This window comes from Tunturibacter psychrotolerans, from assembly GCF_040359615.1.
GTDB classification, from domain to species: domain Bacteria; phylum Acidobacteriota; class Terriglobia; order Terriglobales; family Acidobacteriaceae; genus Edaphobacter; species Edaphobacter psychrotolerans.
This window is the reverse complement of sequence record NZ_CP132942.1, coordinates 3,113,437-3,135,189: the sequence shown is the minus strand read 5'-3', so window position 1 is coordinate 3,135,189 and position 21,753 is coordinate 3,113,437. Positions and strand designations below refer to the sequence as shown.

Below are 21,753 nucleotides of genomic sequence, written 5' to 3'. Positions count from 1 at the left end.
GTCATCTGCGAGAGACAGTCACTGCAGCAAAAACCTGGGGCTTGAATTCCATCTCGTTTCTCGCAGCAGATCTAACCTCCGAGGCCTTCAACCGTCTTCTGATATGGCCTACCGAAAAACAAAACCAAATTGGTCTGACCCTCAAAGAGACAATTGATCTTGAAGCTGAAATCGAACTGATGATTCAAGACTTTGAAATGGACATCAACCGAAGATTTATTGCCGAGTCAGCGGCGAAGCTGCGAAGGATCTCACGTCGCTTCCGCGAGCATCTCGGACTACTCTCTCCCCAGGCTCCCCTTTGCAACGCTCCCTGGGTCTCAGCCGTCGTTGAAATCGACGGTGAGGTCCGTCCTTGCTTCTTTCACAACTCAATAGGAAACATGACTCACTCGACTCTAGAAGACGTAGTCAATGGAGATCGGGCAAGAGAGTTCAGGGCTTCGTTCGATGTGGAGACCAACGCAATCTGCAAGCGATGTGTATGTTCGTTGAACTACAGACTGGCAAGGAACACTCCGGACGCCCAGGTCATCTGAATATATTTTTCAATATAATCTAGTTATTGCACGAACTTCTGCTGCGTCTATAACTAGAATTAAACGTCCTGACTCGTGGCGGGCTATTTATTCCTAGCCACTGCTTCAGTTACTAGAGGATCATTCTGATCAGCATCCTTCCATAACTTTGAGAACCTGCGATACACCTCGATGCTTTCGAGTTGATTACGACCGCTTTTGTAGGCCCGCGCTACGCCTATCTCCGCCATCGGATAAACATCTCCTTGCTGCATCGACGCCTCACCCTGGCGAGCCAACAACGACTCATACTCAATGCCGGCTAGCGGCGCTTGGCCCAACGCTGCATGAGCCATCCCACGCAAATATACCGCCAGTAATGACTGATCGTATTGTGCGCTTGTGTTTAAACCCGGAAGGGCCTTCTCCGGCTCGTTTATCCCAATCTCAGCCGCAGCCCGCAACTCGGGAACATAGTCTTGGATCGCCACAGTATTTCGCGGAAAATCCTGTTGCAGCGTAGCGGCAGTCTTCACCGCATACGGCTGATCACCGCAAAGAGCGGCTGCCATCCCCGCGTCAAACACCGCATTGGGTCCTTTTTGCAAGCCCTTCACATCCTCAACCATCGAGAGAGCGACAGTGCAATTCTCAGCCAAAGCTTGATCCAGTGCACCCTGCGCCAAAAAATATGCTTGCGTGCCCAAAAGTTGGCTATCGTCGCTAACTCTCGCGGCGGTCTTCCGCCACAGTTCCACCGCAGTGCTTCTCCTTCCTGTGTTATCCAGAAACATGGCGTAATTGGCCAAATTCGCGTACGTCACCTGCATGCGATCGGCCGGCGTTGAGATAGCGAGTGCATTTTCCAACTCTGCTACCTGTGCGGTCACAAGATCTTCCCTTCCATTTAGGCGAGCCGCTGTCAAAATGTTGGCATTCCTCGCAACGCCAGTGCGTTCCGCTTGTGAGTTCAATTCGAGAACACTGCCGTACCGATTCGTCCCAATCAGATCTCGCTCCGCCTCCACATACGTCTCCGCATCGAACGGGTTTTCCTCATATCCCTTTTGCGCCGCTTGCAGAGCCTCCGGAAACAGCCCCTGCATTCGCAACGTCAACGCTAGACCCTTTTGCCCGTCAACGCTGAGCGGATACCTCAGCACGTATTCGTGGATCGTCCGGGTAGCATGCGTCAGATCTCCACTACCGTTCATCTCAAAACAAAACTGAGCCAGCAGTTTCACCGCATCACTAGCGCGAGCAGCCGCTTCACGCGCCAATCCAGCTGCATTTGCCGATGAAACTTCGGCCTTTTCTTCGCGATAGAGCCACGCCAACCGCATCTGGGCTTGAACAAACTTTGGATCGAAACTGACGGCTTCTCGATAGGCCTTCAATGCATCGAAGATTCGCCCATCCCGCTCTGCCGTCGCACCTGAAAAATACGCATGCAACGCTTCCAGGTTCGCCGAAGCATCCTCGACAAATGGAACACTTCTTTCGACGTCGGCTTTACTATCCTCACTAATCTCTTTTCGCACCGCCAAGGCTAGTCGACCGATCGCAGCCGGAATCTCTTCCCTGCTCGCAGCAATCACATCAAGACTCGCCACTTTGTCGTTCGAATCTACCCTCAGAACATCCACACTAATCGTGTAGGGTGCCTCGGATCCAGTGATCTCTCCATACAAATAGACCCTCGCACCAACTTTCTGTGCGACACTCTGCACAGGCGCCGTAATCACTGCGCCGCTGCTCTCCGTCTCGATCTGGCTCACTCCCCCGTGATATGCGTCACCACCGAGCACATTCAAAGTCTTTGACTGATGCAGCGCGATCTCAAGACCCTGAATCACCGTTCCGTCCAGTGTCTGATCTCCGGTCTTGTTCTGGATAAGAGTCAGCAGCAAACGATCACTCCGTTTCAGCACCATCGGTCGCAAGAGACTTCTGCCCATCAGCAGAGAGGCCCCCGCCGCGACGCCAAGGATTACGGCCACTGCGACTGCCATCCGAACTCGCGTTTTTTTCGTCTGCTCCGCCACCAACTCCGCGAAGGATTCGTCCTCGGAACGCGACCACTCCGGTAGCTCTTTCCCAACGAGGTCCTCAATGCCGTCAAACGTCGTCAGTACGGGCGAAGACCGCAGCGGAACTGATGCCCCGTGTCGCAAACTCGCTGCCGCCAACGCAGCTGGATCAACCTCCTCGTCGACGGCATCCTGCGAAGAGTCGCCTCGCGTCGCAACACTGTACGCCGAACGAAGCTGCGACTGAGGATACGCATTTTCAAATGCCGGAGCCCCTGCTTGCATCGAACGCGAGCCATCTATAACACTCGCATAGTCTTTTCCAGAATCGGGAGCAATACGGACGAGGCTGTTGTTATCACCTGAAGACTTTGCTTGCGGCGACGCCGGTTTACCGCCCTGACCCGACTCGGACCTGCGTTTCGGCCCCTTATGCGGAGCCACCGGATCATAGGCACGAACAAGCGGAACGGCCGACATCGGTCCCTTGTGCAGCCATCCTCCTCGACCCAGTTTGCCGCCGACCTTGTTCAAGGCCTCCTGCAACTCCTTTGTCGTTTGAAATCGGTCTGTCCGGTCCTTCGCCATCAGTTTAAAGATGACGCGCTCCAATTCACGCGGAATCGATTCGTTCCAGGTGCGCACCGAATCCGGCGTGTGACTGAGAAGTTGAACAAACATCAGCGCACTCGTCGTTCCTTCAAATGGAACCCGCCGAGTCGCCATCTCGTACAACACGACACCCAGCGAAAACAAGTCCGATCGTGCGTCTAGCGACTCGCCTCGCGCCTGCTCGGGTGACATGTACGCCACCGTTCCCACCGTCGCCCCGGACAGCGTCATATCCAGCGTCCGCGACTCCCACCCCCCACGCTCTTCAAGCCCGATCTTCGCCAGACCAAAATCCAGCACCTTCGCTTGGCTCTTTCCATTCGGCATCTTCACCAGAAAGATATTTGCCGGCTTAATATCTCTGTGTACGATGCCCTTGGTGTTCGCTGCCGCCAGCGCGTCGGAGATCTCCAACGCATAGCGGACAATCTCCTCCGACGAAAGCGCGCCACGCTCAATCCGGGACTTCACTGTCTCGCCCTCGAGCAACTCCATCACCAGATATGGCGTGCCCTCCTGTGCGCCGATATCGAACACCGTACAGATATTGGGGTGATTCAACGCAGATGCCGCCCGCGCCTCCTGGAGAAAGCGCTCACGCATCCCTGGCATCTTGTAGCTCTCATGGAGCAGCTTCACCGCGACCTGGCGATGCAGCCGCTCATCCCACGCACGAAAGACGAGGCCCATACCGCCGCTGCCCAGTCTGCCCAGGATCTCGTACGGACCGAACCTCTGGCCATTCTCTGGAATCATGCCTCTGGTCTGCCTTCTATCTTTTCAGCGTCGATCAACACTCATACGTCCGAACTGCGTTACTTCACAACAGAAATCGCAAGCGTAAGATCTTGTGCGACTTGATCATACTGACCATCGATGGAAGTTCTAAGTTCTACTTCGAAAGGGTTCCATACTCTATAACCCACATTCACAGAGGGTCTGCGATCGTGAGTAAATCCTGCATTCGTCATCTCCATGTGCGCGAGAACACTACTAATCATTGCTTTCAACTCTGGCATACCCCACGCCGGGGATACATCCCCCAAGCGTGGCATCCGCCCTTGTTCGTTCTCTGACTGCGTCGAATCGGGAGCACTATTCGCCTTATAATCAGCCTGTGAACTCCCCCAATCAGGTCACTCGCCGCCCCGCCAACCAGACCCTGCTCGTCGACGCCGACGACACTCTCTGGGAGAACAACATCTACTTCGAACGTGCGATTACCAGTTTCGTCTCCTACCTCGATCACCGCGTCCACACGGCCGAAGAGGTGCGAAGCCATCTCAATCAAGTCGAGCACGACACCATCCGTACCCACGGCTACGGACTTCACAGCTTCCGCCAATCGTTGATCACCTGCTTCGAGCAACTTACCGACACTCCGATGACCGATGAGAAGCACCACCGCATCGAAAGCTTTGCCCAGTCAATCGCCGAGCAGGAAATCGAGCTCCTGCCCAATGTGGCACCCACCCTCAGCGAACTCGCCACCCGCCATCGCCTCATCCTTGTCACCAAGGGAGATCAAACCGAACAGACCGACAAACTGCATCGCTCCGGCCTCGCCCCCCATTTCACTGCAGTCGAGGTGCTCTCTGAAAAACACCCTCAGGCCTATCTCTCGCTAGCTTCTCAGCACGGCTGCGATGCATGCAAAACCTGGATGATCGGCAATAGTCCACGCTCTGACGTCAATCCCGCACTCTCTGCAGGTCTGAACGCCATCTTTATCCCCCACGACTTCACCTGGGTCCTCGAACACGAAGTCGTCAACCAGCCCCCGGCTGGCCAACAACTTCTCGAACTGGCAAGCTTCGCCGATCTCACCCAACACTTTTAGCGACATCCCTTTTCCACTCTCCAACTGTAATGATTTCGGCCTTCTTCCGCCCTCTATTTTGTTCGCATCTTAAATCCGGACACAAGGAGAGTTTTATGATTGTGAAAAACTGTGAATGCTCTTGCTGGCCTATCTGCGCCTGCGCCGAATGCTCGTGTTGCGACGCTGACTGCAGTTGCAATGCACCCAAATAACGAACCGGAGCGGTGTGGAGACGATCTCACACCGCTTCCTACCTCTCGAAACATGTCCACGAACGTCCTCATCGGGCTTTTGCATCAGCGAGAGCTCTTTTTTCGTTGCTGCGCAGGCGAGTTGACTCCACTGCGACTGCGGAAGATATTCGGCAAAGCGCTAATCATCGTGCACGTCAAGCCCTCAAAAAGCAGCTCACTCTCGTCTGCGGCACCTGCTCGACGCACGTTTATCTCAACTGCCGCTGCGTCGAAACGAAGCTCCTGAACGCCGTGGCCGAAGACCTCTCCTTTGCGTTCTCCCGGTGCGCCAGCGCCGTAAAGCAATAAAATCCCCACACATTAACACTCCATAAACCTCGCACAAAACTTCCCTGTAACATCTAAGAGGACTAAACCAGAAGAAGTGTGAGGTGTAATGAGCGAAGGTCGTTGGGTTTTATTGATTGCGAGTGAAGTTGGCGGTACGGATTCCGTCTCAGACCGCGCCATGGAGCGCCTCGTCGAGGCCATCCGTCTCGAAGGCTACGAGGTCGTCCGCACCTCGACGCCGGAGGACGGTTTGTCCCTGGTCACCTCCGATCCTTCCTACAGCACAATCCTTCTGGATTGGGATCTCGAAGGCGAGAACCAGTTTGCTGAAGGAGCCGCGCTTGCCATCCTCCGCGCCGTTCGTCGCCGCAACAAAAAAATTCCCATCTTTCTCATCGCCGACCGCACTCTAGTCAGCGAACTTCCTCTCGAAGTGGTCAAGCAGGTTCACGAGTACATCCATCTCTTCGGCGACACCCCCGCCTTCATCGCCAACCGCGTCGACTTCGCCGTCGAGCGCTACCACGAGCAACTCCTTCCGCCCTACTTCCGCGAGCTAAAAAAGTACAACGACCAGGGCGCTTATTCCTGGGACGCCCCCGGCCACATGGGCGGCGTGGCCTATCTAAAGCACCCCGTCGGCATGGAGTTTCACAAATTCTTCGGCGAAAACATCATGCGCTCGGACCTCGGCATCTCCACCGCGCCGCTCGGCTCTTGGCTCGACCACCTTGGGCCTCCCGGAGAATCCGAACGCAACGCAGCCCGTATCTTCGGCGCCGACTGGACCTTCTACGTACTCGGTGGTTCCAGCACATCCAATCAGATCGTCGGCCACGGCGTCATCGCACAGGACGACATCGTTCTAGCCGACGCCAACTGCCACAAGTCCATCTGCCACTCCCTCACCGTCACCGGCGCACGCCCGGTCTATATGAAGCCAACGCGCAACGGCTACGGCATGATCGGCCTCGTCCCCCTCAAGCGATTCAGTCCCGAATTCATCCGCGGCATCATAGATAAGAGCCCACTCACCACTGGCGTCGCCAACCAGAACCCCACCTACGCCGTCGTCACCAACTCCACCTACGACGGCCTCTGTTACGACGTCAACCGTGTCGTGACCGAGCTCTCGAAATCCGTCCCCCGCATCCACTTCGACGAGGCTTGGTACGCTTACGCCAAGTTTCACGAGATCTACCAGGGACGCTTCGCCATGGGCGTACCGGACGACATGCCCGACCGCCCCACAATCTTCGCGGTGCAATCCACGCACAAGATGCTGGCGGCCTTCTCGATGGGCTCCATGATCCACGTCAAGCTCAGCCCCCGCGCCAACCTCGACTTCGATCAGTTCAACGAGTCGTTCATGATGCACGGCACCACCTCGCCGTTCTACCCATTGATCGCTTCGCTCGATGTAGCCGCAGCCATGATGGACGACCCCGCCGGACCCACTCTGATGAGTGAGACCCTGCATGACGCCATCAGCTTTCGCAAAGCGATGTCCTCCATCGGCCATCGTCTCCGCGCAGCCGAGCAGGGCTGGTTCTTCCGCCTCTATCAACCCGAATACGTCTTCGATCCCCTCGACCAACAGACCTATCTCCTCGAAGAAGCTGCCGACGGCCTCCTCACCAATCGCTCCAGCGCCTGGACCCTCAAAGCTGGCGAAGAATGGCACGGCTTCCAGGACGAGGACATCGCCGACGACTACTGCATGCTCGACCCCACCAAGGTCACCATCCTCACCCCAGGCGTCAACGCTCAGGGCAAGGTCAGCGACTGGGGCATCCCCGCAGCCATCGTCACCGAGTTCCTCGACGGCCGCCGCGTCGAGATCGCCCGCACCGGCGACTACACCGTTCTCGTCCTCTTCTCGGTCGGTACCTCGAAAGGCAAGTGGGGCGCCCTGCTCGAAAACCTCTTCGAGTTCAAACGTCTCTACGACTCAGAAGCGTCCCTCGAAGAGGCCCTGCCGGAACTCGTCTCCCGTTTTCCCCACCGCTATCGCAACGTCTCCCTCAAAGAGCTCTCCGACGAGATGCACGCCGCGATGGTTCAGCTCAACCTCTCCGGCCTCGTCAACGACGCCTGCGACGAAGACTTCGACCCCATCCTCACTCCTGCCCAGACTTACCAGAAGCTTCTTCGCCACGAAACAGAAAAAATCCGCTTCTCCGAGATGGCTGGCCGAATCGCCGCAGTCATGCTCGTTCCCTACCCTCCAGGTATCCCCATGTCCATGCCCGGCGAGCGCCTCGGCAGTGCCGAAAGCCCTGTCATCAAGCTCATTCTGGCGATGGAGGAGTTTGGCAAGCGCTTCCCCGGTTTCGAGCGCGAAGTTCACGGCATCGAGACCGATGCAGAAGGAAACTACTGGATGCGCGCAGTGATCGAAACCCCCGGCAAAAAGAAAAACGGTAACGGCCACGGAAAACAGCGCCCGCCAAACGCAGCACCGCCGGTCAAGAAGAGGAAGCGCACACCTGCGACCTCCCCTGTCACCCCCGGTAGCGGGCTGGGGTCAGAACGGTAACTTGCTTGTAACCCGTGCCCCCTCAACCAAGTCCAAAGGCCTTTTCTGTTGACAGAAGAGGTCTTTCCCTTTAACTTGCCACCATAGTCGATGGCGGTTGATCTCTGTCTTACCGTTGCCGAACTCTTCCTCCCATTTGCATCACGGCCTGGTATTTTCGATAAGTTTCACCGGTTGAGGCTGGTCAATTCTATGTGCATTGAACAGCTACGACGACCGGCCAATATTCCGAAAAACAAACCAAGAAAGGTCCTCCGATGAACAAGAAACTACTAGTCGCTCTGGTATGCTCTGCAGTCACCTTGCCCGCCGTCGCGCAAAACAAGATCGACAATCGCCTGGGTGACTCAGCCGAGGTTCTGAAACAGATCCTTGCCAAGGAAGATGGAATCCCTCAAAATCTGCTCGATAAATCTGTATGTGTTCTCGTGTTTCCCGCTGTCAAGAAAGTTGGGATTGGCATCGGCGTAACCTACGGACGTGGGGTCATTATCTGCCGCTCTGGCACTGACATGAACGGTCCCTGGTCGGCTCCCGCGATGTACAAACTGGATGTCGGCAGCTTAGGGCTGCAACTGGGCAGTTCCTCCACAGACTACGTCCTGCTGGTCGAAACCAAAACCGGGGCACAGAAGATCTTATCCGGCAAGCTCAAACTGGGTGCTGACGCAACCGCCGTAGCCGGGCCAACCGGTGCGAAGGCAGTCGCTGCCAACGATCCAGGCGTCGACGTCCTCACTTACTCCAGAGCCAAAGGCGGTCTGTTTGCCGGAGCCTCTATCGCCAGCGCCTCCATGGACACCGACGATGACGCCAACAAGGCCGTCTACGGAAAAAACATCACCGCGACAGAGATCGTCCGCGAGGGTGCCGTAACCGTAACACCGGCAGGAAAAGCCTTGGACAGCATCCTACGGAAAGCATCGCCGAAGCGTTCCGCGTCAGCGAACTAGAACTATCAGCAAAGTCTTGCCTAGGAAGGATGACGTCAACTCTCAGCAGATGTCATCCTCCCGGTCTATTCGCTTGGTTCACCATTTTGTGAGGCAGCCAGTTCTTCTTGCGTGGCTTCGTAAAACCTTATCCACACCCACTCCCATTCAACCCGTCGCAGATGCTATACTTACCTTCGGATTGCTTACCGCACCTCGCGCTCACAAGCGTCGAGACAAAGCGCGGAGGTGGCGAAATTGGCAGACGCACTAGCTTGAGGTGCTAGCGCCGCAAGGCATAGGGGTTCAAGTCCCCTCCTCCGCACCAATCCAAAGAATCAATAAGTTACGAGAAGGCCAGACCTAACCGGCTGGCCTTATTTATTGCCACTGTAACTGTTTTTGTAACGGTTGCAGAAAATTGAGAATTGTGACGACGGTGTGTGGCTCGCGGAAATAGCCTTGTTTAGGGCTCCAGCGGACGCCGCCGCCTGGGAAGGTCATAAACCTCTCCCCATTTCCTAGGTGATCTAGGAGTTCATGCGTTGCCGACTTAGAGGCTTCCGCCAAATCGTATTCGACGTGCCGGACTTGGCGACTCTTATCCGTTCTAACCACCAGTCCAGCAGATTCGAGGTTTCTAAGATTTTCGGTCAAAACCTTCTTCGATGCCGTCGGAATCCGTCGTCCAAGTTGACCAAGACGAACAGGTCCGTCTCTCATCATGCAGAGGATGTGTATCCTCCACTTACCCTGCTGTGGAATTCAAAGCCTCAGGCGAGTCCAGCAGACGAACATCGTTTCTCAAAACGTCGCTGATCTCGTCGAGCGTCAATTCGACAGCGGGATCATCAACGAGTTCGTGAATCATTCCAGGTTTCTGCGCTCCTTGTCCCGGGAACAAAAATGCAGTATTCAAGTTAGCTGTCCTTCCCATTCGAAAGGTTCCAGGGACTAGAGCCTAGAATACAGCCGTCACTAGTGCGAAGCAGATTCTTACGAGGCGATGCTGTCACGAACTCCTCTAAAGAAAAACCACAGAACGGTGTCTCTACCAATGCATCGACCTTTCCCGGAGCACTGCGGATCATGCGCCACAAATCCTGTGCCTCAGTAATGTCGACTTTTGTGGCGCAGAAAGTATGAAGTCTAAATCACTGTCAGCGTGGACAGCCGGTATTTCTGAAGGTCGATTTCAAGTGAAGTCGGCTAGATTTTGGCCAGATGGAGAACCTTAAGATTGCGTGTCATCCTTCGCAGGGTTCCATCGCGTTCAAACGCCCATAAATATTCATGCAGACAAGCATTTAGAGACTCGCAAAAGGCATCAAGGCTTGTGCGAACGCTCCGAAAGAATAGTCTAGGGCGGCTTGGCACGCTTCTTTATCGACGTGCAGGATCGACGCAACATTCGGCAATGAATACCCCTCCAGAACCCGTAGCACATATACGAACCTTGGAAACAAAGGGAGGTAGCAGAAGTGCCCGTCGCAGTCGCTCAGTTGAAAGTGGGGCTAGCTGCACTGCGATGGTCGATCCTTCGACCCGTTTCGCACGCCAATATACGCCCGAGCCTCTTCTATCCTCAGGTCCTCTTCGCGGAGCGCGACACAGGCTTCGATGACATCGCGCACAGACCATGCGCACAGCCAGTCCCCAAACACTGTGCGTGAATTAGCGACGCCATCTATGCCAGATTCCGTGGCTCTCGCCGCCGTCTTCTCATCACCAGTGAGGACGAGAGCGATCCAATACAACTTCGCCGCACAGGTCGTGAACTCGCCAATGACTTCGAGCGCTGGCCGGTCCGCGCGAGGGTTGTGATAGTTCCCAATGTTCCCTTCAAATAGACACTGTCGATTGCAATTGCTGCATCGTCCGCCACTGCTGCGAATCCACAATCGCAGTTTTGTCATAAGTGTCTTACAGACTGCGCATAATCTCGTCCACATAACCTTCCTCCGAATGGTGCCACGTTCTACAATTCGTACTCCGATGGTCAGAGCGATCCCGATCAGCCCCCCGAGAAACACATGTGAAGCTCGCTCCGCGGCGGTGAGAGCGGTTTCTCCCGTTAGCACCAATGCCAGCGAAACGCACGCACAACGCGTCCCGAAAGCGAATACATACGGGCGCAGCGCGACCAGCGTCAGTATTCCGGCGAGGGACACCAATCCATACGCAAAGTGGCCGTGAGGTAGCAAAAGCCCTGCGCCAATTCCTACTGGAACACCAATCGTGGCGCCCGCTAGTCGGTCCCACATCTTTTTGCGCCCGCTGGCAAGGTCCCCCGTGATGACACTGGCAGCCGACCATATTACCCATTGCCCATGATCCAGATGCCGCCACACAACTGTAGCGGCTGCGACTGCTACGGCAAGAATCACCGTAATCATAGCCTCGGCATACGGCTGCGCCCCATTTTCCATCTCCCACCGAAGCATTCTCCCGAAATGCTGTCGATAGCTCGTATCGGCAACGCGATCCTTCAAATGCTCCATTGCCGATAGCACAAGAACCGGCACTAGAGCCACGAGCATCATCGGAAGAAAGTGCACCCCGCGATGCAGCGGAGTTCCCCGCATACTCCACTCTTCTGTTTCGCAGGCTAGGTAAAGTGACGGAATAAACGTGAAGCTCCCCGCCGATCGCAACCTCTCATCCTGTCCTGGCAATCGAATCGGAGCCACCGCGAGCAAGGCGCAGCAGGCCACAAACAACGAAGGCGTGGCCTGCGACGCCAGAAGGGCGATGTAGCCGACAGAAATTGCCAGGCCATGCAGAACCACGCCAAGCGGCGCCAGTCCCGATCGTTCCATGGCGATAAAGCTAGAGATGGTCACAATCGCAGTGCTTAACCAAATGCTCTTGCCGGAAATCAAAGCCAGCAAAACAATGGGAGCGAGCACCATCACGGAACGCGCGACCGCTACGCGATCTACCTCGAACCCGTAGCGTAGTTTCGGACTCACGAGAGACCTTCCAGATCATTCTCTCGGATCACCTTGGCAATCGCGCCCAGCAACTCCATTGAGGAGTCATGCTGCGCCTCAGTCGCCGCCGCACAAGCGTCCTCAAGCACGTACACCTCGTAGTCGCGATCATGCGCATCGCGCACCGTGCTCTGAACCGCCCACGCTGTGCTCACACCCGCCACGACTACTCGGTCCACTTTACGCGCGCGCAGCGCGGCATCCAGCGATGTGCCATAAAAAGCGCTGATGCGCGGTTTCACAATCACCAGGTCAGCAAGTTCGTCACGGATGTCGGGATGAAAGTCCAATCCCGGCGATCCCATCTCAAGCGCCTTGATCTCATGCAGCCGCCCGAAGAACGGGGAGTGCTTCGGATGGTCGACATAACCCTTCGCAAAACCGACCTTAACAAGAATCGTCAACCAGCCCTTGCCACGAGCTATCGCGAGGGCGCGATTCGCCTTCTCGATTACGCCGCGGCTAAGTGCATGCTCTGCAGTGTGTGAGATCTTGCCATCTGGGTGCACGATATCGTGTATGTAATCCAAACCAATGAATGCTGTGGTCATCTTTTTTCCTTTCGATTTTTGTTGTTGCGTGAGAGATGAGATCTTTGCTCTAGAGTTTTGAAAGTTTCGCTGTGCTCCAGTCTCTTCCTAGAGCTTTGACCCGCAGGACGCCGCCCGCATAACGGTTTTGAAAGATGCGCAGTATCTCTTCCGCCGAATGCCATCGACACCACGAGGAATGTCGATGTTCGGAAAGCTGGGGACAAGAATCAGCAGTGCGGAGCATGATGAAGATATAAGGCCGCGTGAGCGCAATTTTATGATCCACATGATCGGTCGTTCCCTCCAAAGGAAGAAGGTTCATCGTCGTAGCCGTGGCAGTCCGGTATTTGTTCTTGCGCGGAACCGACAATCAAATAGATTAGGTTTTGAGCGATAGGTAGCGACGCTTTGTTTCGAACGGAGCGTTCTATAATAGAGATAGGGGTAAGTCTATGGAATTGCGGCATCTTCGCTATTTCTGTGCGGTCGCAGACTGGAATGGATTCAATCGCGCGGCACGAGCGCTGCATACTTCTCAATCATCGATCAGCGCACAGATCCGGGATCTCGAGCAGGAGATTGGCGTGACACTGTTCAATCGCGCGCAATCCCGAGTGAGCCTCACTCCTGCCGGGGAGAAATTTCTTGAGGAGGCACGTCGATTGCTGGCGGGGGCCGATCGAGCCGTGGACGTGGCGCAACGCACGGCGCGGGGAGAGATCGGCTCGCTCTCGATAGGTTTCCTTATATGGGGAACCGGCACATTCTTTCCCGGTGTCATTCGCGCGTTCCGGGAGCTGTACCCCGGCGTGCACTTATCCCTGATGGAGATGATGTCTGTGACGCAGTCAGAGGCGCTCCTCAAAGGGATGATCGACGTGGCGTTCACGCGGCCTCTTGAACCTCCCTATGACAGGCAATTGCGTTCCGAAATGCTCTATATGGATCCGCTGGTAGCGGTGCTGCCAGCAGGTCATCGACAAGCAGGCAGGCCTCTCCAACTTGCTGCACTGGCTGACGAACGGTTCGTCGTGTGCGATCGAAGCGCAGCGCCAACGATATTCGACAAGATCATTGCGCTCTGTGCTCAGGCCGGATTTGTACCAAAGATCGCGCAGACGTCCAATTTAATTTCGAGCGTTCTCACTCTAATCCAGGCGGGGGAAGGTGTGACGTTGATTCCAAGCAGTCTTCAGCATTTCCGTTTCTCTGATCTGGCCATCTGTCCTCTAACAAAGCCCACTGGCACGATCGAGTTGGTCATGGCATGGTCGCCGGAGCGGGACGACGTAGTGAAGACGGCATTTCTGGATTTCATTCGCAGCAAGAAGAAGTTCATCCGAAGCTCACTCAAAGTTGAGTCAGTATAGGTTTCCATAGCGGCGTTTAGGCATGCGCGTAGCGTCTCTCCATCTCATCAAATTGTGGCTTATTGACGAGGCGCTGGCGTTCAACGAACGTGGCAACGAGGCCGGACGCTTCGTCGAGCGAGCCTCTTTCACGGAGCGCCCGCAACGCGGTTTGCATGCCCTGCACAGCGCCCTGAAGGGCGGCATTCGCGTAAAGGATCAGGCTGAACCCCATCTCTGCGGCTTGCTCGCGCCCAACAATAGGTGTCTTGCCACCAACGACCATATTAAGCATCTGCGGAACTGCGAGCCGTGTGGGGATCTGGCTGACCTCGTCAAGTTCTTCGGGCGCTTCGACAAACGTCATATCAGCGCCTGCTTCGATGTAACGGCTGGCGCGCTCGAGAGCGGCCTCAAAGCCGTCGACAGCTCGGGCGTCGGTTCGCGCAATGATGACGACATTCTCGCGCCGCGCATCGACGGCGGCTTTGACCTTATTAACCATTTCCTCGGAGCGGACAAGTTCTTTGCCAGAGAAATGCCCGCAACGCTTTGGCGTTACCTGATCTTCCAGTTGCACCGCACTTGCTCCCGCACGTTCCAATGTCCTGACGGTATGGGCGACGTTCAACGCATTTCCGAAACCAGTGTCAGCGTCGACGATCAACGGCATATCGACGACACCGCGGATCGCTATCGTATGGTCCACGAGCTGGCTTAGATCCATAAAGCCGAGATCCGGCAGGCCCAGATGCATGTTGGTCCACCCGGCGCCGGTCAAATAAACCGCCTCGAACCCGAGGTCGACGATGATACGTGCCGCCAATGCATTAGGTGCACCAGGCACGAGAGTGCCGTTCTTGGTCGCCAGTATCGTTCGCAGGGCATCGATATGGATTGAATTCATAAAGCACTTCCTTTCTTAGCTGCAGAGTGGAGCAGGAACCGCCATTCGCACACGATTAAGATGCATGACTCTGACCGAAGGCTTCGCTGCGCTCTATTGGAATGAAGAAACTCACATTGCCTCTCATTGACTGACTCGGCCATCTGTCACCAACTGAATATGCCTACACTTATTTGATAAATTGTCCGGTTGGCCGGGCATATCGGACAGTTGATTTCTGAGCGCCATCTTTCAGGCCTGCTCAATAGTCTGATGTAATTGCCACTTGAATCTCTCCTTTCCCGTTCGGCGATCTGACGTCTGCGGTTTCGCATTTATACAAGCTGGTATTCGTTGGATTGAGGAATGATATTTGCACACTGTGCCATTGCGTTCCGAAGCTCTATCAGCTCCAGGTTTCTTGAGCACTAGGGGCGCTCATCTGCATACTGCCTATACCACGGACGATTCCGCTGAAGAGCCGTTAGAAAATAAGATCGAGCAAAACATCCTCACGCAGGTAGGCGCTCAGAGTAGCCAGAGAAACAGCGATTCTTACAATAGGTGGGTCGTTGGCTCCTGCTTGAGGAATAGGCACGACAAGGGCGGCCAGCGCCGGATCAGGCGGCCGCTCTCCCACGGACGGTCAGGAACCGGGAGCACGCTGCGCATACGCAACGAACGGGAGTAGAGTGCAGGCACACGCGATCCTCCATACTCTGCTACCTTTCCATGGGAGTAATCCTTGTGTTTTCATCTCCCAGACTTTCTGTGCTCGCAGGCATCTTTTTGGAAAAATTCCTATCTTCCTCGCTCAACGAAAGACATTCGTTCTGGCGAGGTCGATGACCTCGTCTCCTCGACCGTTCATGACGGCGCGGATCATATAAAGGCCAAAACCCAATGCCTGCTCCGCACTGATCGTGGGAGGCATCGAGAGTTCCTGCCGGTTCACGATCACTTCGACCAGAGCCGGTCCGTTATGTGCAAAGGCGCGTTCGAGAGCCGGTCTCAAATCCTCCGGACTTTCCACTCGGACGCCAAGTATGTCTGCCGACTCGGCCAGCTTCGCGAAATTGGGATTCACTAGGATTGTGCCATAGTCAATAAGGCCGGCGGCCTTCATTTCAAGCTCTACGAAACCCAGTGTGCTGTTGTTGAATACCACCAGCTTCACTGGAAGATTCAATTGCTTGAGGGTCAATATGTCTCCGAGCAGCATCGCCAACCCGCCATCGCCTGAAAGGCTGATTACTTGCCGCCGGGGATACGCCGTCTGTACGCCGATCGCCTGCGGCAGGCCATTTGCCATCGAGCCGTGAATCAAAGAACCGAGAAGCCTTCGCTTGCCGTTCATTCGCAGATAACGAGCGGCCCAGATCGTCGGCGTGCCCACATCGCAGGTGAAGACTGCGTCCTCGCTGGCAATTTCGTCAACGATCTTAGCGACGTACTGCGGATGAATCGGAGTTCGTCCAGGCTCTCCTATCGCGAGATCGTCCAGTCCCCGGCGTGCCTGGCGATAATGGCTGATACATTTGTCCAGATAGGACGCATCGGTATTCTCTTCGAGCAGAGGAGTGAGTGCTTCCAGGGTGTCCTTTACCTTGCCGATCAACCCAAGTCTGACAGGTGTGCGTCGCCCGATCTGCTCGCCCCTAATGTCAACCTGAATAATTTCTGCATTCGTTGGATAAAACTGCTGATAGGGGAAGTCGGTGCCGAGCATGAGCAGCACATCGCAGTTCATCATGGCGTGGTAGCCGGAGGAAAATCCGAGGAGTCCCGTCATTCCTACATCGAATGGGTTGTCATACTCGATGAACTCTTTTCCGCGCATCGCATGCACGATGGGCGCCTTCAGCCGCTGAGCAACAGCGACCAGTTCATCATGCGCTCCTTCGCATCCAGCTCCGCCGAGGATAGTAACTTTGCTTGCACTATTTAGAATTTTCGCTGCCTTCTGTAACTCGCCGTCCGAGGGACGGACTGTCGATGCAGATCCCAGAATTCCCAAGGAGATGGCCGGTGCAGGACATTCACGCGATGCAATATCTCCGGGGATCACCACAACAGCTACACCGCGTTTGGTAATGGCTGTTCGCATGGCGATGGCCAGGACGCGCGGCATCTGCTCCGGCTGTGACACCAGTTCGCAGTAGTAACTGCAGTCCTTGAACAGGTGTTCCGGATGGGTCTCCTGAAAGTACCCACTGCCGATCTCGTGGCTCGGAATCTGTGCTGCGATTGCAAGGACAGGGACACGGTTGCGATGGCAATCAAAGAGCCCGTTAATGAGGTGGAGGTTTCCTGGACCGCAACTGCCGGCACAGACAGCGATCTCGTTCGTGAGATGTGCCTCGGCTCCTGCCGCAAAGGCGGCCACCTCCTCATGGCGTACGTGTAACCACTCAATCTTGTCGCTCTTGCGGATCGTTTCCATCATGCCGTTTAGTGAATCGCCGGCAACTCCGTACACCCGCTTGACACCGGCTTCTATCAACGTCTGAACAAGTACTTCTGCTACCTTTGCCATGGCTCTACTCCTTGTGTTCCCCATCCATGCCTGCTAATGATTTCGCGCCCAATTTAACCGGTTACTGCAAACGTATCTTCGATCTGTCTTCTGCGGTTTCTCAGGCTGCGTTCGATGACGCTAGTGTCGCGTGGCCTGCCTTGACGGCGCCGAGCAGTTTCATCAGATCCCGGACCTGGATATTTTCTACCGAATACACGGCATCTTTGATCTCGCGACATAGCCTCTCGTCGACGCGACCGGTCACGAGCGCGTCGAACTTGTGGACCGCGTCTTCCCATGTGAACGGATGGGAAGCGAGGCCTGGGTAGTCTTGGACATCGTGCTCAATCACTCTCCCGTCCTGCAGCCGGACGGTGATCTTGGCCGGCATTTTCTTGGGGTATTGCTCCGTGTATTCGTGGTTTGGCCGGACCGAAACCTTCTTCAGTAGCCCCTGCACGTCGGGTTTGATGATTCGGTCTGGTTTGAATTGCGCCGGCATCACGTCGCCGTCAAGCAGGGCCACCGCAAGCAGGTACGGCAGGCTGTGATCCGCCTGTTCCTTAATGCGGATGACTTTGTCCACGCCGTAGAGGCCTCCACCGGCGAAGTCAAAGGCGAGTTGGAACACCTCTGCCTCAATCGAGACAATCGTGTCGGGATCGATTTTGTTCTGCTTCGCAAGTTCGACCATGCAATGGACCGCGGACTGGGTGTGGATCATCGCGTTGTACTTCTTGATGGTGCTCTCCACGACGCCCTCGTACCCCTGTTTGTCCCAATCGACGTTGATCTTCATCCTCAGGAGGTGATCAATGCCCAAGGGGCCCTCAATGACTTGCAGCGGCCCTTGCACCCCTCGACGGGCCAGGAACAGCGTGTTCATGGCGCCGAGCGCCGACTGGGACGATGCAAGGCCCTTCCACTGCGACAGCGGCTTTGCACGAACAACAGCGAAAGAAGCGTCGCTGACCGCGGCCATCGCGATGGCATGTCCAATCTGCTGCTCGCTCAGACCGAGTAGCCGGCCAGCGGCGGCGTTGTGCGAGAAGGCCAGTTGCGCGGTGTGGTCGAAGCCGCTGCTCATGAAGTTGGCGCGATCAACAAAACGTGACTGCACCGTGTAGCCTAATGCCACTGCGAGCATCAAATCGCGTCCACTGCCGCCAACGTAGTCGGCGATGGTGAGCGCCACGCCGAAATTGTCCGCGGTATGGCAGGTTTCGGTTTGAGCCAGGAAGTTGTCCATAAAATCGACGTAGCGTACGAGTGCGGTGTGCCAGAACGCTGCGTAGATGGGGTTCGCCTGCCCGCCGCCGATCAACGTGCAGGGGCTGGAGCCGCCGAACTCCGCGACCTGCTCGTGACAAGCCTTGATCGGGGCGGCGCCCAGTGCGGCGATGCAGCAAGCTAGCGAGTCTAGAATGTGGATTGGTAACTGCCTGCGTGATTCGGCCGAAAGGTCGGCGAAGGAGGCGCGGGCGGCATACTTTGCGAGAGCTTCAACTTGAGTCATGATTTGAGTTCTCCGTTTCTAGAAGTAAGTCCATTTTGTTTAGTGCGTCAGGGCGATGAAAACTCCCATCGTGACGATCGAGCCCATTACGCTGAGGAATACGGAGGATGCTGCCTCCTCCTGTGCGACGCGGTACTGCAAAGCAAGCATGAGCACAATAGGCATGGCTGGAATGGCCGTCGTCAGTACAGCCTCACTGACTACAGGATTGCCATAGCCCATCCATCGCAAACCACCCAGAACCAGGGCGGGCTGAATGATGTTTTTCAGGAATACGAAGAACAAGACATATCGGTTGACTTTGATCTTTCCGGATGCAAGTACGATCCCGCAGGCAAAGAGCGCGACGCCTCCGGATGCGTGGCCGAGCAGGGCAAGCGAGTGGACGATGAGTTGAGGAATGCGGAGGCCGCTCAACACAATAACGAAAGCGAGGACCGGTGCCCAAACGATCGGTTCTTTGACGGTTTCCACGAGTTTGCCAGTGAACACCGAGACGTATGATTTAGGAGCCGATGCTGAATCCCTTCCTGCCTGCAGAACAGAACTTTTGTTCTCTGAATCTCTCCCTGTCGAATCCAATGCGAGAAGCAGAATCGTGATTGGCACGACCGTGAGATTGATGACCAGGCTGGCTATCGCGATCGGAATGGCGCTGAGCCCTCCGAATAGATCGCCGAGCACGGCTGGGCCAACGAAAGGCACTGCTGGTGCGGAAGCCGTCAGCGCGGCCAGCGCGCTACTACTCACTTGCATATGAAGAACTAGTCGGGAAAACAGAAACACCACACAGTAGAAGCCAATAATGCTGACGCACAGGGTAATAACTAGCGGCACGTCCTGACTGAGTGCCTTGCGCGACGTCATAACGGTTCCGGCAAAAAGCGCCAGCGGTACTGCGTATTGAAGCACCATCCGATTCAGGGTCGAGGCATCCTTTGACCCAAAATCGTGTCGCCAGGCCGACACGAAACCGAGTAAAAAGGTGACGACCATCGGAAGGAGTGCGCTCAAAATGGTATCTAGCATGGTTGTTGGCCCTGTTGTCCTGAACTTCTCAAACCAGGTGCATTCCCTTGGCCGCCGCCGTGAGCTCACCTTGGAACTCGGGGTGGGCCAGGGCGATCAATGCTTTGGCCCGCTCCGTCGATGACTTACCTTTTAGGTCCGTCCAACCGAATTCTGTGACGACAAACTGCGTGTCGGTGCGCGGAGTGGTCACCGGGCCGTCCAGCCGAGCCACGATTCGCGACACCTTGCCTTTCGCCGCAGTCGAATGGCAGGCAATGATCGACTTGCCTCCGAAGGAGGCGTAAGCGCCACGCACAAAGTCGAGTTGGCCTCCCGTTGCGCTGTACTGGTGACCGAGCATGTGTTCAGCGTTGACAGCTCCGGTCAAGTCGACTTGCAAGGCGGCATTGACCGAGACGACGTTATCGTTTTGGGCGATGATGTGCGGGTCGTTGACATAATCGACCGGGTGGCTCTCGACGGACGGGTTGTCGTCAAGGAAGTCGTACATAGCCTTTTGCCCTATGGCGAAGGTGAAGACGGTCTTTCCGGAATTGAGCCGCTTGCGCCGGTTGGTCACCACGCCCGCATCGATAAGGTCGATCATCCCGGGACAGAGCGCCTCCGTGTGAATGCCGAGATCCTTCCGGCCACTGAGTTGCGTGCAGACCAGGTTTGGTAGCGCACCGACGCCCATCTGCAGGCATGCACCATCCGGCACCATCTCGGCGATGATCCCGCCAATCGTGGCGTCCTCCGGTGCAGACTCAGGAACTGGTAACTCCAATAACGGTGCGTTGTTCTCGACGATGACATCGACTTCTGAGATATGTAGTTGCGCCAGCGAACCATAGACCCGCGGCATCTGATCGTTCACCTCCACGATCAGGTGCTTGGCCGCGCGAGCTACCTTGCTGGAGTAGTCATTCCCCGTGCCAAAGGTAAAGTACCCATGGCGATCCATGGGCGACACGGTCACGAGAAAGGTGTCGATGCAGATATGTTCCGTCAGGAGCCGGGTGGATTGATGGAAGTTGCTTGGAACGTAGGTGAGCACCTTGCGCCCCCCGTCCTGTATCCCTTTTTTGATCAGGGCACGCTCGACTCCCGTGACGAACATGCAATAGGGATGAATGCGGCCTGTAAGCTCATAGCGCAGAATCGACTCGCCCGCGATACGCGTGGACTCAAAGTAGTAGATCTTCAGATCATCGACTTCGCCCGCGGCGGCACGGTCCGCCAGTGCGTTGAGTAACGCCGGCGGCTCGGTCATGGCCATGCCCATCGACAGGGTGGCTCCCGAGGCAATCCGCCCTACCGCGTCTGCGGGCGTGGTGAGCTTCGATCGATAAAACGATTTGGGTTCCATCATGATTTTTCCCCCCGGATCCGATCCGCGTTGACGATTCGTGCGTAGTTCGGGCTTGTGTAAGATCTAGTATTTCGCGGAGTCCGGTTGGTGACCCCGCTTGTAAATCAGCATCGTGCGCTCGAAACTCATCACTTCCTTGCCATCCTGATTCAGCCCGCGTGTGGAAACCGTCACGATCCCTTGCGTGGGGCGACTCTTTGATTCGCGCTTGAATAAAACCGTCGATTCCGCGTAGAGCGTGTCACCTGCGAAAACCGGGTGCGTCGCCTTGACCTTGTCCCATCCCAGATTGGCAACGACCTTGGCGCTGATGGTTCGGACGCTCATGCCAGTGACGAGTGCGAGGGTGAACGTGCTGTCCACCAGCATCTTCTTCCACTCTGTCTGCGAGGCGTAGGCGGCATCGAAATGGACAGGTTGCACATTCAGGGTCAGCAACGTCATCCAGATGTTGTCTACATCTGTGATCGTCCTTCCCGGACGGTGCTCGAATACGTCCCCAACTTCGAAATCCTCGTAGTAAAGGCCAGATGTCTCGCGATAGTGCTTCGGGCCTAGCTCCCGGTATGCCGATAGTGTCTTCTCCATGTCCTCTCCT

At 55.8% G+C, this 21,753-nt stretch carries 17 protein-coding genes, 1 tRNA gene and 1 pseudogene; 6 read left to right on the top strand and 13 right to left on the bottom strand.

The genetic code is table 11. The annotated features are described in order from the left end of the window. Positions 1 to 41: 41 nt before the first annotated feature. Positions 42 to 539: an SPASM domain-containing protein gene (locus tag RBB77_RS12985; protein ID WP_353067623.1), complete on the top strand. Its 498-nt coding sequence runs from the start codon at positions 42 to 44 to the stop codon at positions 537 to 539. 83 nt (positions 540 to 622) lie between these two features. On the opposite strand, the gene RBB77_RS12980 is transcribed toward RBB77_RS12985, so the two are convergent. Then, the gene (locus tag RBB77_RS12980; protein ID WP_353062177.1) at positions 623 to 3,916 is read right to left on the bottom strand and encodes a serine/threonine-protein kinase; all 3,294 of its coding nucleotides are present in this window, start codon (positions 3,914 to 3,916) and stop codon (positions 623 to 625) included. Between the two features lie 292 nt (positions 3,917 to 4,208). On the opposite strand from RBB77_RS12980, the gene RBB77_RS12975 reads away from it, so the two are divergent. After that, positions 4,209 to 5,000 carry an HAD family hydrolase gene (locus tag RBB77_RS12975; protein ID WP_353062176.1) on the top strand — a complete coding sequence of 264 codons (792 nt, stop codon included), beginning with the start codon at positions 4,209 to 4,211 and terminating at the stop codon, positions 4,998 to 5,000. A 278-nt stretch (positions 5,001 to 5,278) separates the two neighbouring features. Here RBB77_RS12975 and RBB77_RS12970 read toward each other — a convergent pair whose 3' ends face one another. Further along, complete coding sequence (locus tag RBB77_RS12970) at positions 5,279 to 5,533, bottom strand: hypothetical protein (RefSeq protein ID WP_353062175.1); 255 nt, start codon at positions 5,531 to 5,533, stop codon at positions 5,279 to 5,281. 79 nt (positions 5,534 to 5,612) lie between these two features. Here RBB77_RS12970 and RBB77_RS12965 point away from each other — a divergent pair, with 79 nt between their 5' ends. The 3 genes from RBB77_RS12965 to RBB77_RS12955 all read left to right on the top strand — a co-directional run bounded on the left by RBB77_RS12965 (position 5,613) and on the right by RBB77_RS12955 (position 9,305). Continuing rightward, positions 5,613 to 8,045: an Orn/Lys/Arg decarboxylase N-terminal domain-containing protein gene (locus RBB77_RS12965; RefSeq protein WP_353062174.1), complete on the top strand. Its 2,433-nt coding sequence runs from the start codon at positions 5,613 to 5,615 to the stop codon at positions 8,043 to 8,045. 257 nt (positions 8,046 to 8,302) lie between these two features. Then, positions 8,303 to 8,998: a lipid-binding SYLF domain-containing protein gene (locus RBB77_RS12960; RefSeq protein ID WP_353062173.1), complete on the top strand. Its 696-nt coding sequence runs from the start codon at positions 8,303 to 8,305 to the stop codon at positions 8,996 to 8,998. 222 nt (positions 8,999 to 9,220) lie between these two features. Then, positions 9,221 to 9,305, top strand: a tRNA-Leu gene (locus RBB77_RS12955). A gap of 53 nt (positions 9,306 to 9,358) precedes the next feature. Here the strand turns inward: RBB77_RS12955 and RBB77_RS12950 are convergent. From RBB77_RS12950 to RBB77_RS12930, 5 genes and pseudogenes are all read right to left on the bottom strand, one after another. Continuing rightward, the gene (locus tag RBB77_RS12950; protein WP_353067622.1) at positions 9,359 to 9,700 is read right to left on the bottom strand and encodes a winged helix-turn-helix transcriptional regulator; all 342 of its coding nucleotides are present in this window, start codon (positions 9,698 to 9,700) and stop codon (positions 9,359 to 9,361) included. A 25-nt stretch (positions 9,701 to 9,725) separates the two neighbouring features. Beyond that, positions 9,726 to 9,848: a hypothetical protein gene (locus tag RBB77_RS12945; protein WP_353062172.1), complete on the bottom strand. Its 123-nt coding sequence runs from the start codon at positions 9,846 to 9,848 to the stop codon at positions 9,726 to 9,728. Between the two features lie 49 nt (positions 9,849 to 9,897). Beyond that, positions 9,898 to 10,101, bottom strand: a pseudogene (locus RBB77_RS12940) (hypothetical protein); the annotation flags it as partial. Between the two features lie 390 nt (positions 10,102 to 10,491). Further along, entirely contained in the window at positions 10,492 to 11,949 is a 1,458-nt protein-coding gene (locus tag RBB77_RS12935) for an FUSC family protein (protein WP_353062171.1), read from the bottom strand. After that, the gene (locus RBB77_RS12930) at positions 11,946 to 12,521 is read right to left on the bottom strand and encodes an isochorismatase family cysteine hydrolase (RefSeq protein ID WP_353062170.1); all 576 of its coding nucleotides are present in this window, start codon (positions 12,519 to 12,521) and stop codon (positions 11,946 to 11,948) included. The genes RBB77_RS12935 and RBB77_RS12930 overlap by 4 nt, the downstream gene beginning before the upstream one ends. A 434-nt stretch (positions 12,522 to 12,955) precedes the next feature. On the opposite strand from RBB77_RS12930, the gene RBB77_RS12925 reads away from it, so the two are divergent. Next, positions 12,956 to 13,873: a LysR substrate-binding domain-containing protein gene (locus tag RBB77_RS12925; RefSeq protein WP_353062169.1), complete on the top strand. Its 918-nt coding sequence runs from the start codon at positions 12,956 to 12,958 to the stop codon at positions 13,871 to 13,873. 16 nt (positions 13,874 to 13,889) lie between these two features. Here RBB77_RS12925 and RBB77_RS12920 read toward each other — a convergent pair whose 3' ends face one another. The 6 genes from RBB77_RS12920 to ripB all read right to left on the bottom strand — a co-directional run bounded on the left by RBB77_RS12920 (position 13,890) and on the right by ripB (position 21,743). Next, positions 13,890 to 14,759: an isocitrate lyase/PEP mutase family protein gene (locus tag RBB77_RS12920; protein WP_353062168.1), complete on the bottom strand. Its 870-nt coding sequence runs from the start codon at positions 14,757 to 14,759 to the stop codon at positions 13,890 to 13,892. A gap of 793 nt (positions 14,760 to 15,552) precedes the next feature. Beyond that, positions 15,553 to 17,274, bottom strand: coding sequence for a ubiquinone-dependent pyruvate dehydrogenase (poxB, locus tag RBB77_RS12915; RefSeq protein ID WP_353062167.1), 1,722 nt, complete (start codon positions 17,272 to 17,274; stop codon positions 15,553 to 15,555). A gap of 100 nt (positions 17,275 to 17,374) precedes the next feature. Then, complete coding sequence (locus RBB77_RS12910) at positions 17,375 to 18,772, bottom strand: MmgE/PrpD family protein (RefSeq protein ID WP_353062166.1); 1,398 nt, start codon at positions 18,770 to 18,772, stop codon at positions 17,375 to 17,377. Positions 18,773 to 18,811: 39 nt separating this feature from the next. Next, positions 18,812 to 19,801: an AEC family transporter gene (locus tag RBB77_RS12905; protein ID WP_353067621.1), complete on the bottom strand. Its 990-nt coding sequence runs from the start codon at positions 19,799 to 19,801 to the stop codon at positions 18,812 to 18,814. Between the two features lie 28 nt (positions 19,802 to 19,829). Beyond that, a complete protein-coding gene (locus tag RBB77_RS12900) occupies positions 19,830 to 21,155 on the bottom strand; it encodes an acetyl-CoA hydrolase/transferase family protein (RefSeq protein ID WP_353062165.1) in 1,326 nt (441 codons plus the stop codon). 63 nt (positions 21,156 to 21,218) lie between these two features. Continuing rightward, complete coding sequence (gene ripB / locus RBB77_RS12895; RefSeq protein ID WP_353062164.1) at positions 21,219 to 21,743, bottom strand: (R)-specific enoyl-CoA hydratase RipB/Ich; 525 nt, start codon at positions 21,741 to 21,743, stop codon at positions 21,219 to 21,221. Positions 21,744 to 21,753: the final 10 nt, after the last annotated feature.

Coding starts and splice junctions, on each gene's coding strand:
- RBB77_RS12925 (WP_353062169.1), top strand. CDS start 12,956: ATGGAATTGCGGCATCTTCGCTATTTCTGTGCGGTCGCAGACTGGAAT.
- RBB77_RS12920 (WP_353062168.1), bottom strand. CDS start 14,759: ATGAATTCAATCCATATCGATGCCCTGCGAACGATACTGGCGACCAAG.
- RBB77_RS12965 (WP_353062174.1), top strand. CDS start 5,613: ATGAGCGAAGGTCGTTGGGTTTTATTGATTGCGAGTGAAGTTGGCGGT.
- RBB77_RS12960 (WP_353062173.1), top strand. CDS start 8,303: ATGAACAAGAAACTACTAGTCGCTCTGGTATGCTCTGCAGTCACCTTG.
- RBB77_RS12910 (WP_353062166.1), bottom strand. CDS start 18,772: ATGACTCAAGTTGAAGCTCTCGCAAAGTATGCCGCCCGCGCCTCCTTC.
- ripB (WP_353062164.1), bottom strand. CDS start 21,743: ATGGAGAAGACACTATCGGCATACCGGGAGCTAGGCCCGAAGCACTAT.
- RBB77_RS12950 (WP_353067622.1), bottom strand. CDS start 9,700: ATGAGAGACGGACCTGTTCGTCTTGGTCAACTTGGACGACGGATTCCG.
- poxB (WP_353062167.1), bottom strand. CDS start 17,274: ATGGCAAAGGTAGCAGAAGTACTTGTTCAGACGTTGATAGAAGCCGGT.
- RBB77_RS12900 (WP_353062165.1), bottom strand. CDS start 21,155: ATGATGGAACCCAAATCGTTTTATCGATCGAAGCTCACCACGCCCGCA.
- RBB77_RS12905 (WP_353067621.1), bottom strand. CDS start 19,801: ATGCTAGATACCATTTTGAGCGCACTCCTTCCGATGGTCGTCACCTTT.
- RBB77_RS12930 (WP_353062170.1), bottom strand. CDS start 12,521: ATGACCACAGCATTCATTGGTTTGGATTACATACACGATATCGTGCAC.
- RBB77_RS12945 (WP_353062172.1), bottom strand. CDS start 9,848: ATGATTCACGAACTCGTTGATGATCCCGCTGTCGAATTGACGCTCGAC.
- RBB77_RS12980 (WP_353062177.1), bottom strand. CDS start 3,916: ATGATTCCAGAGAATGGCCAGAGGTTCGGTCCGTACGAGATCCTGGGC.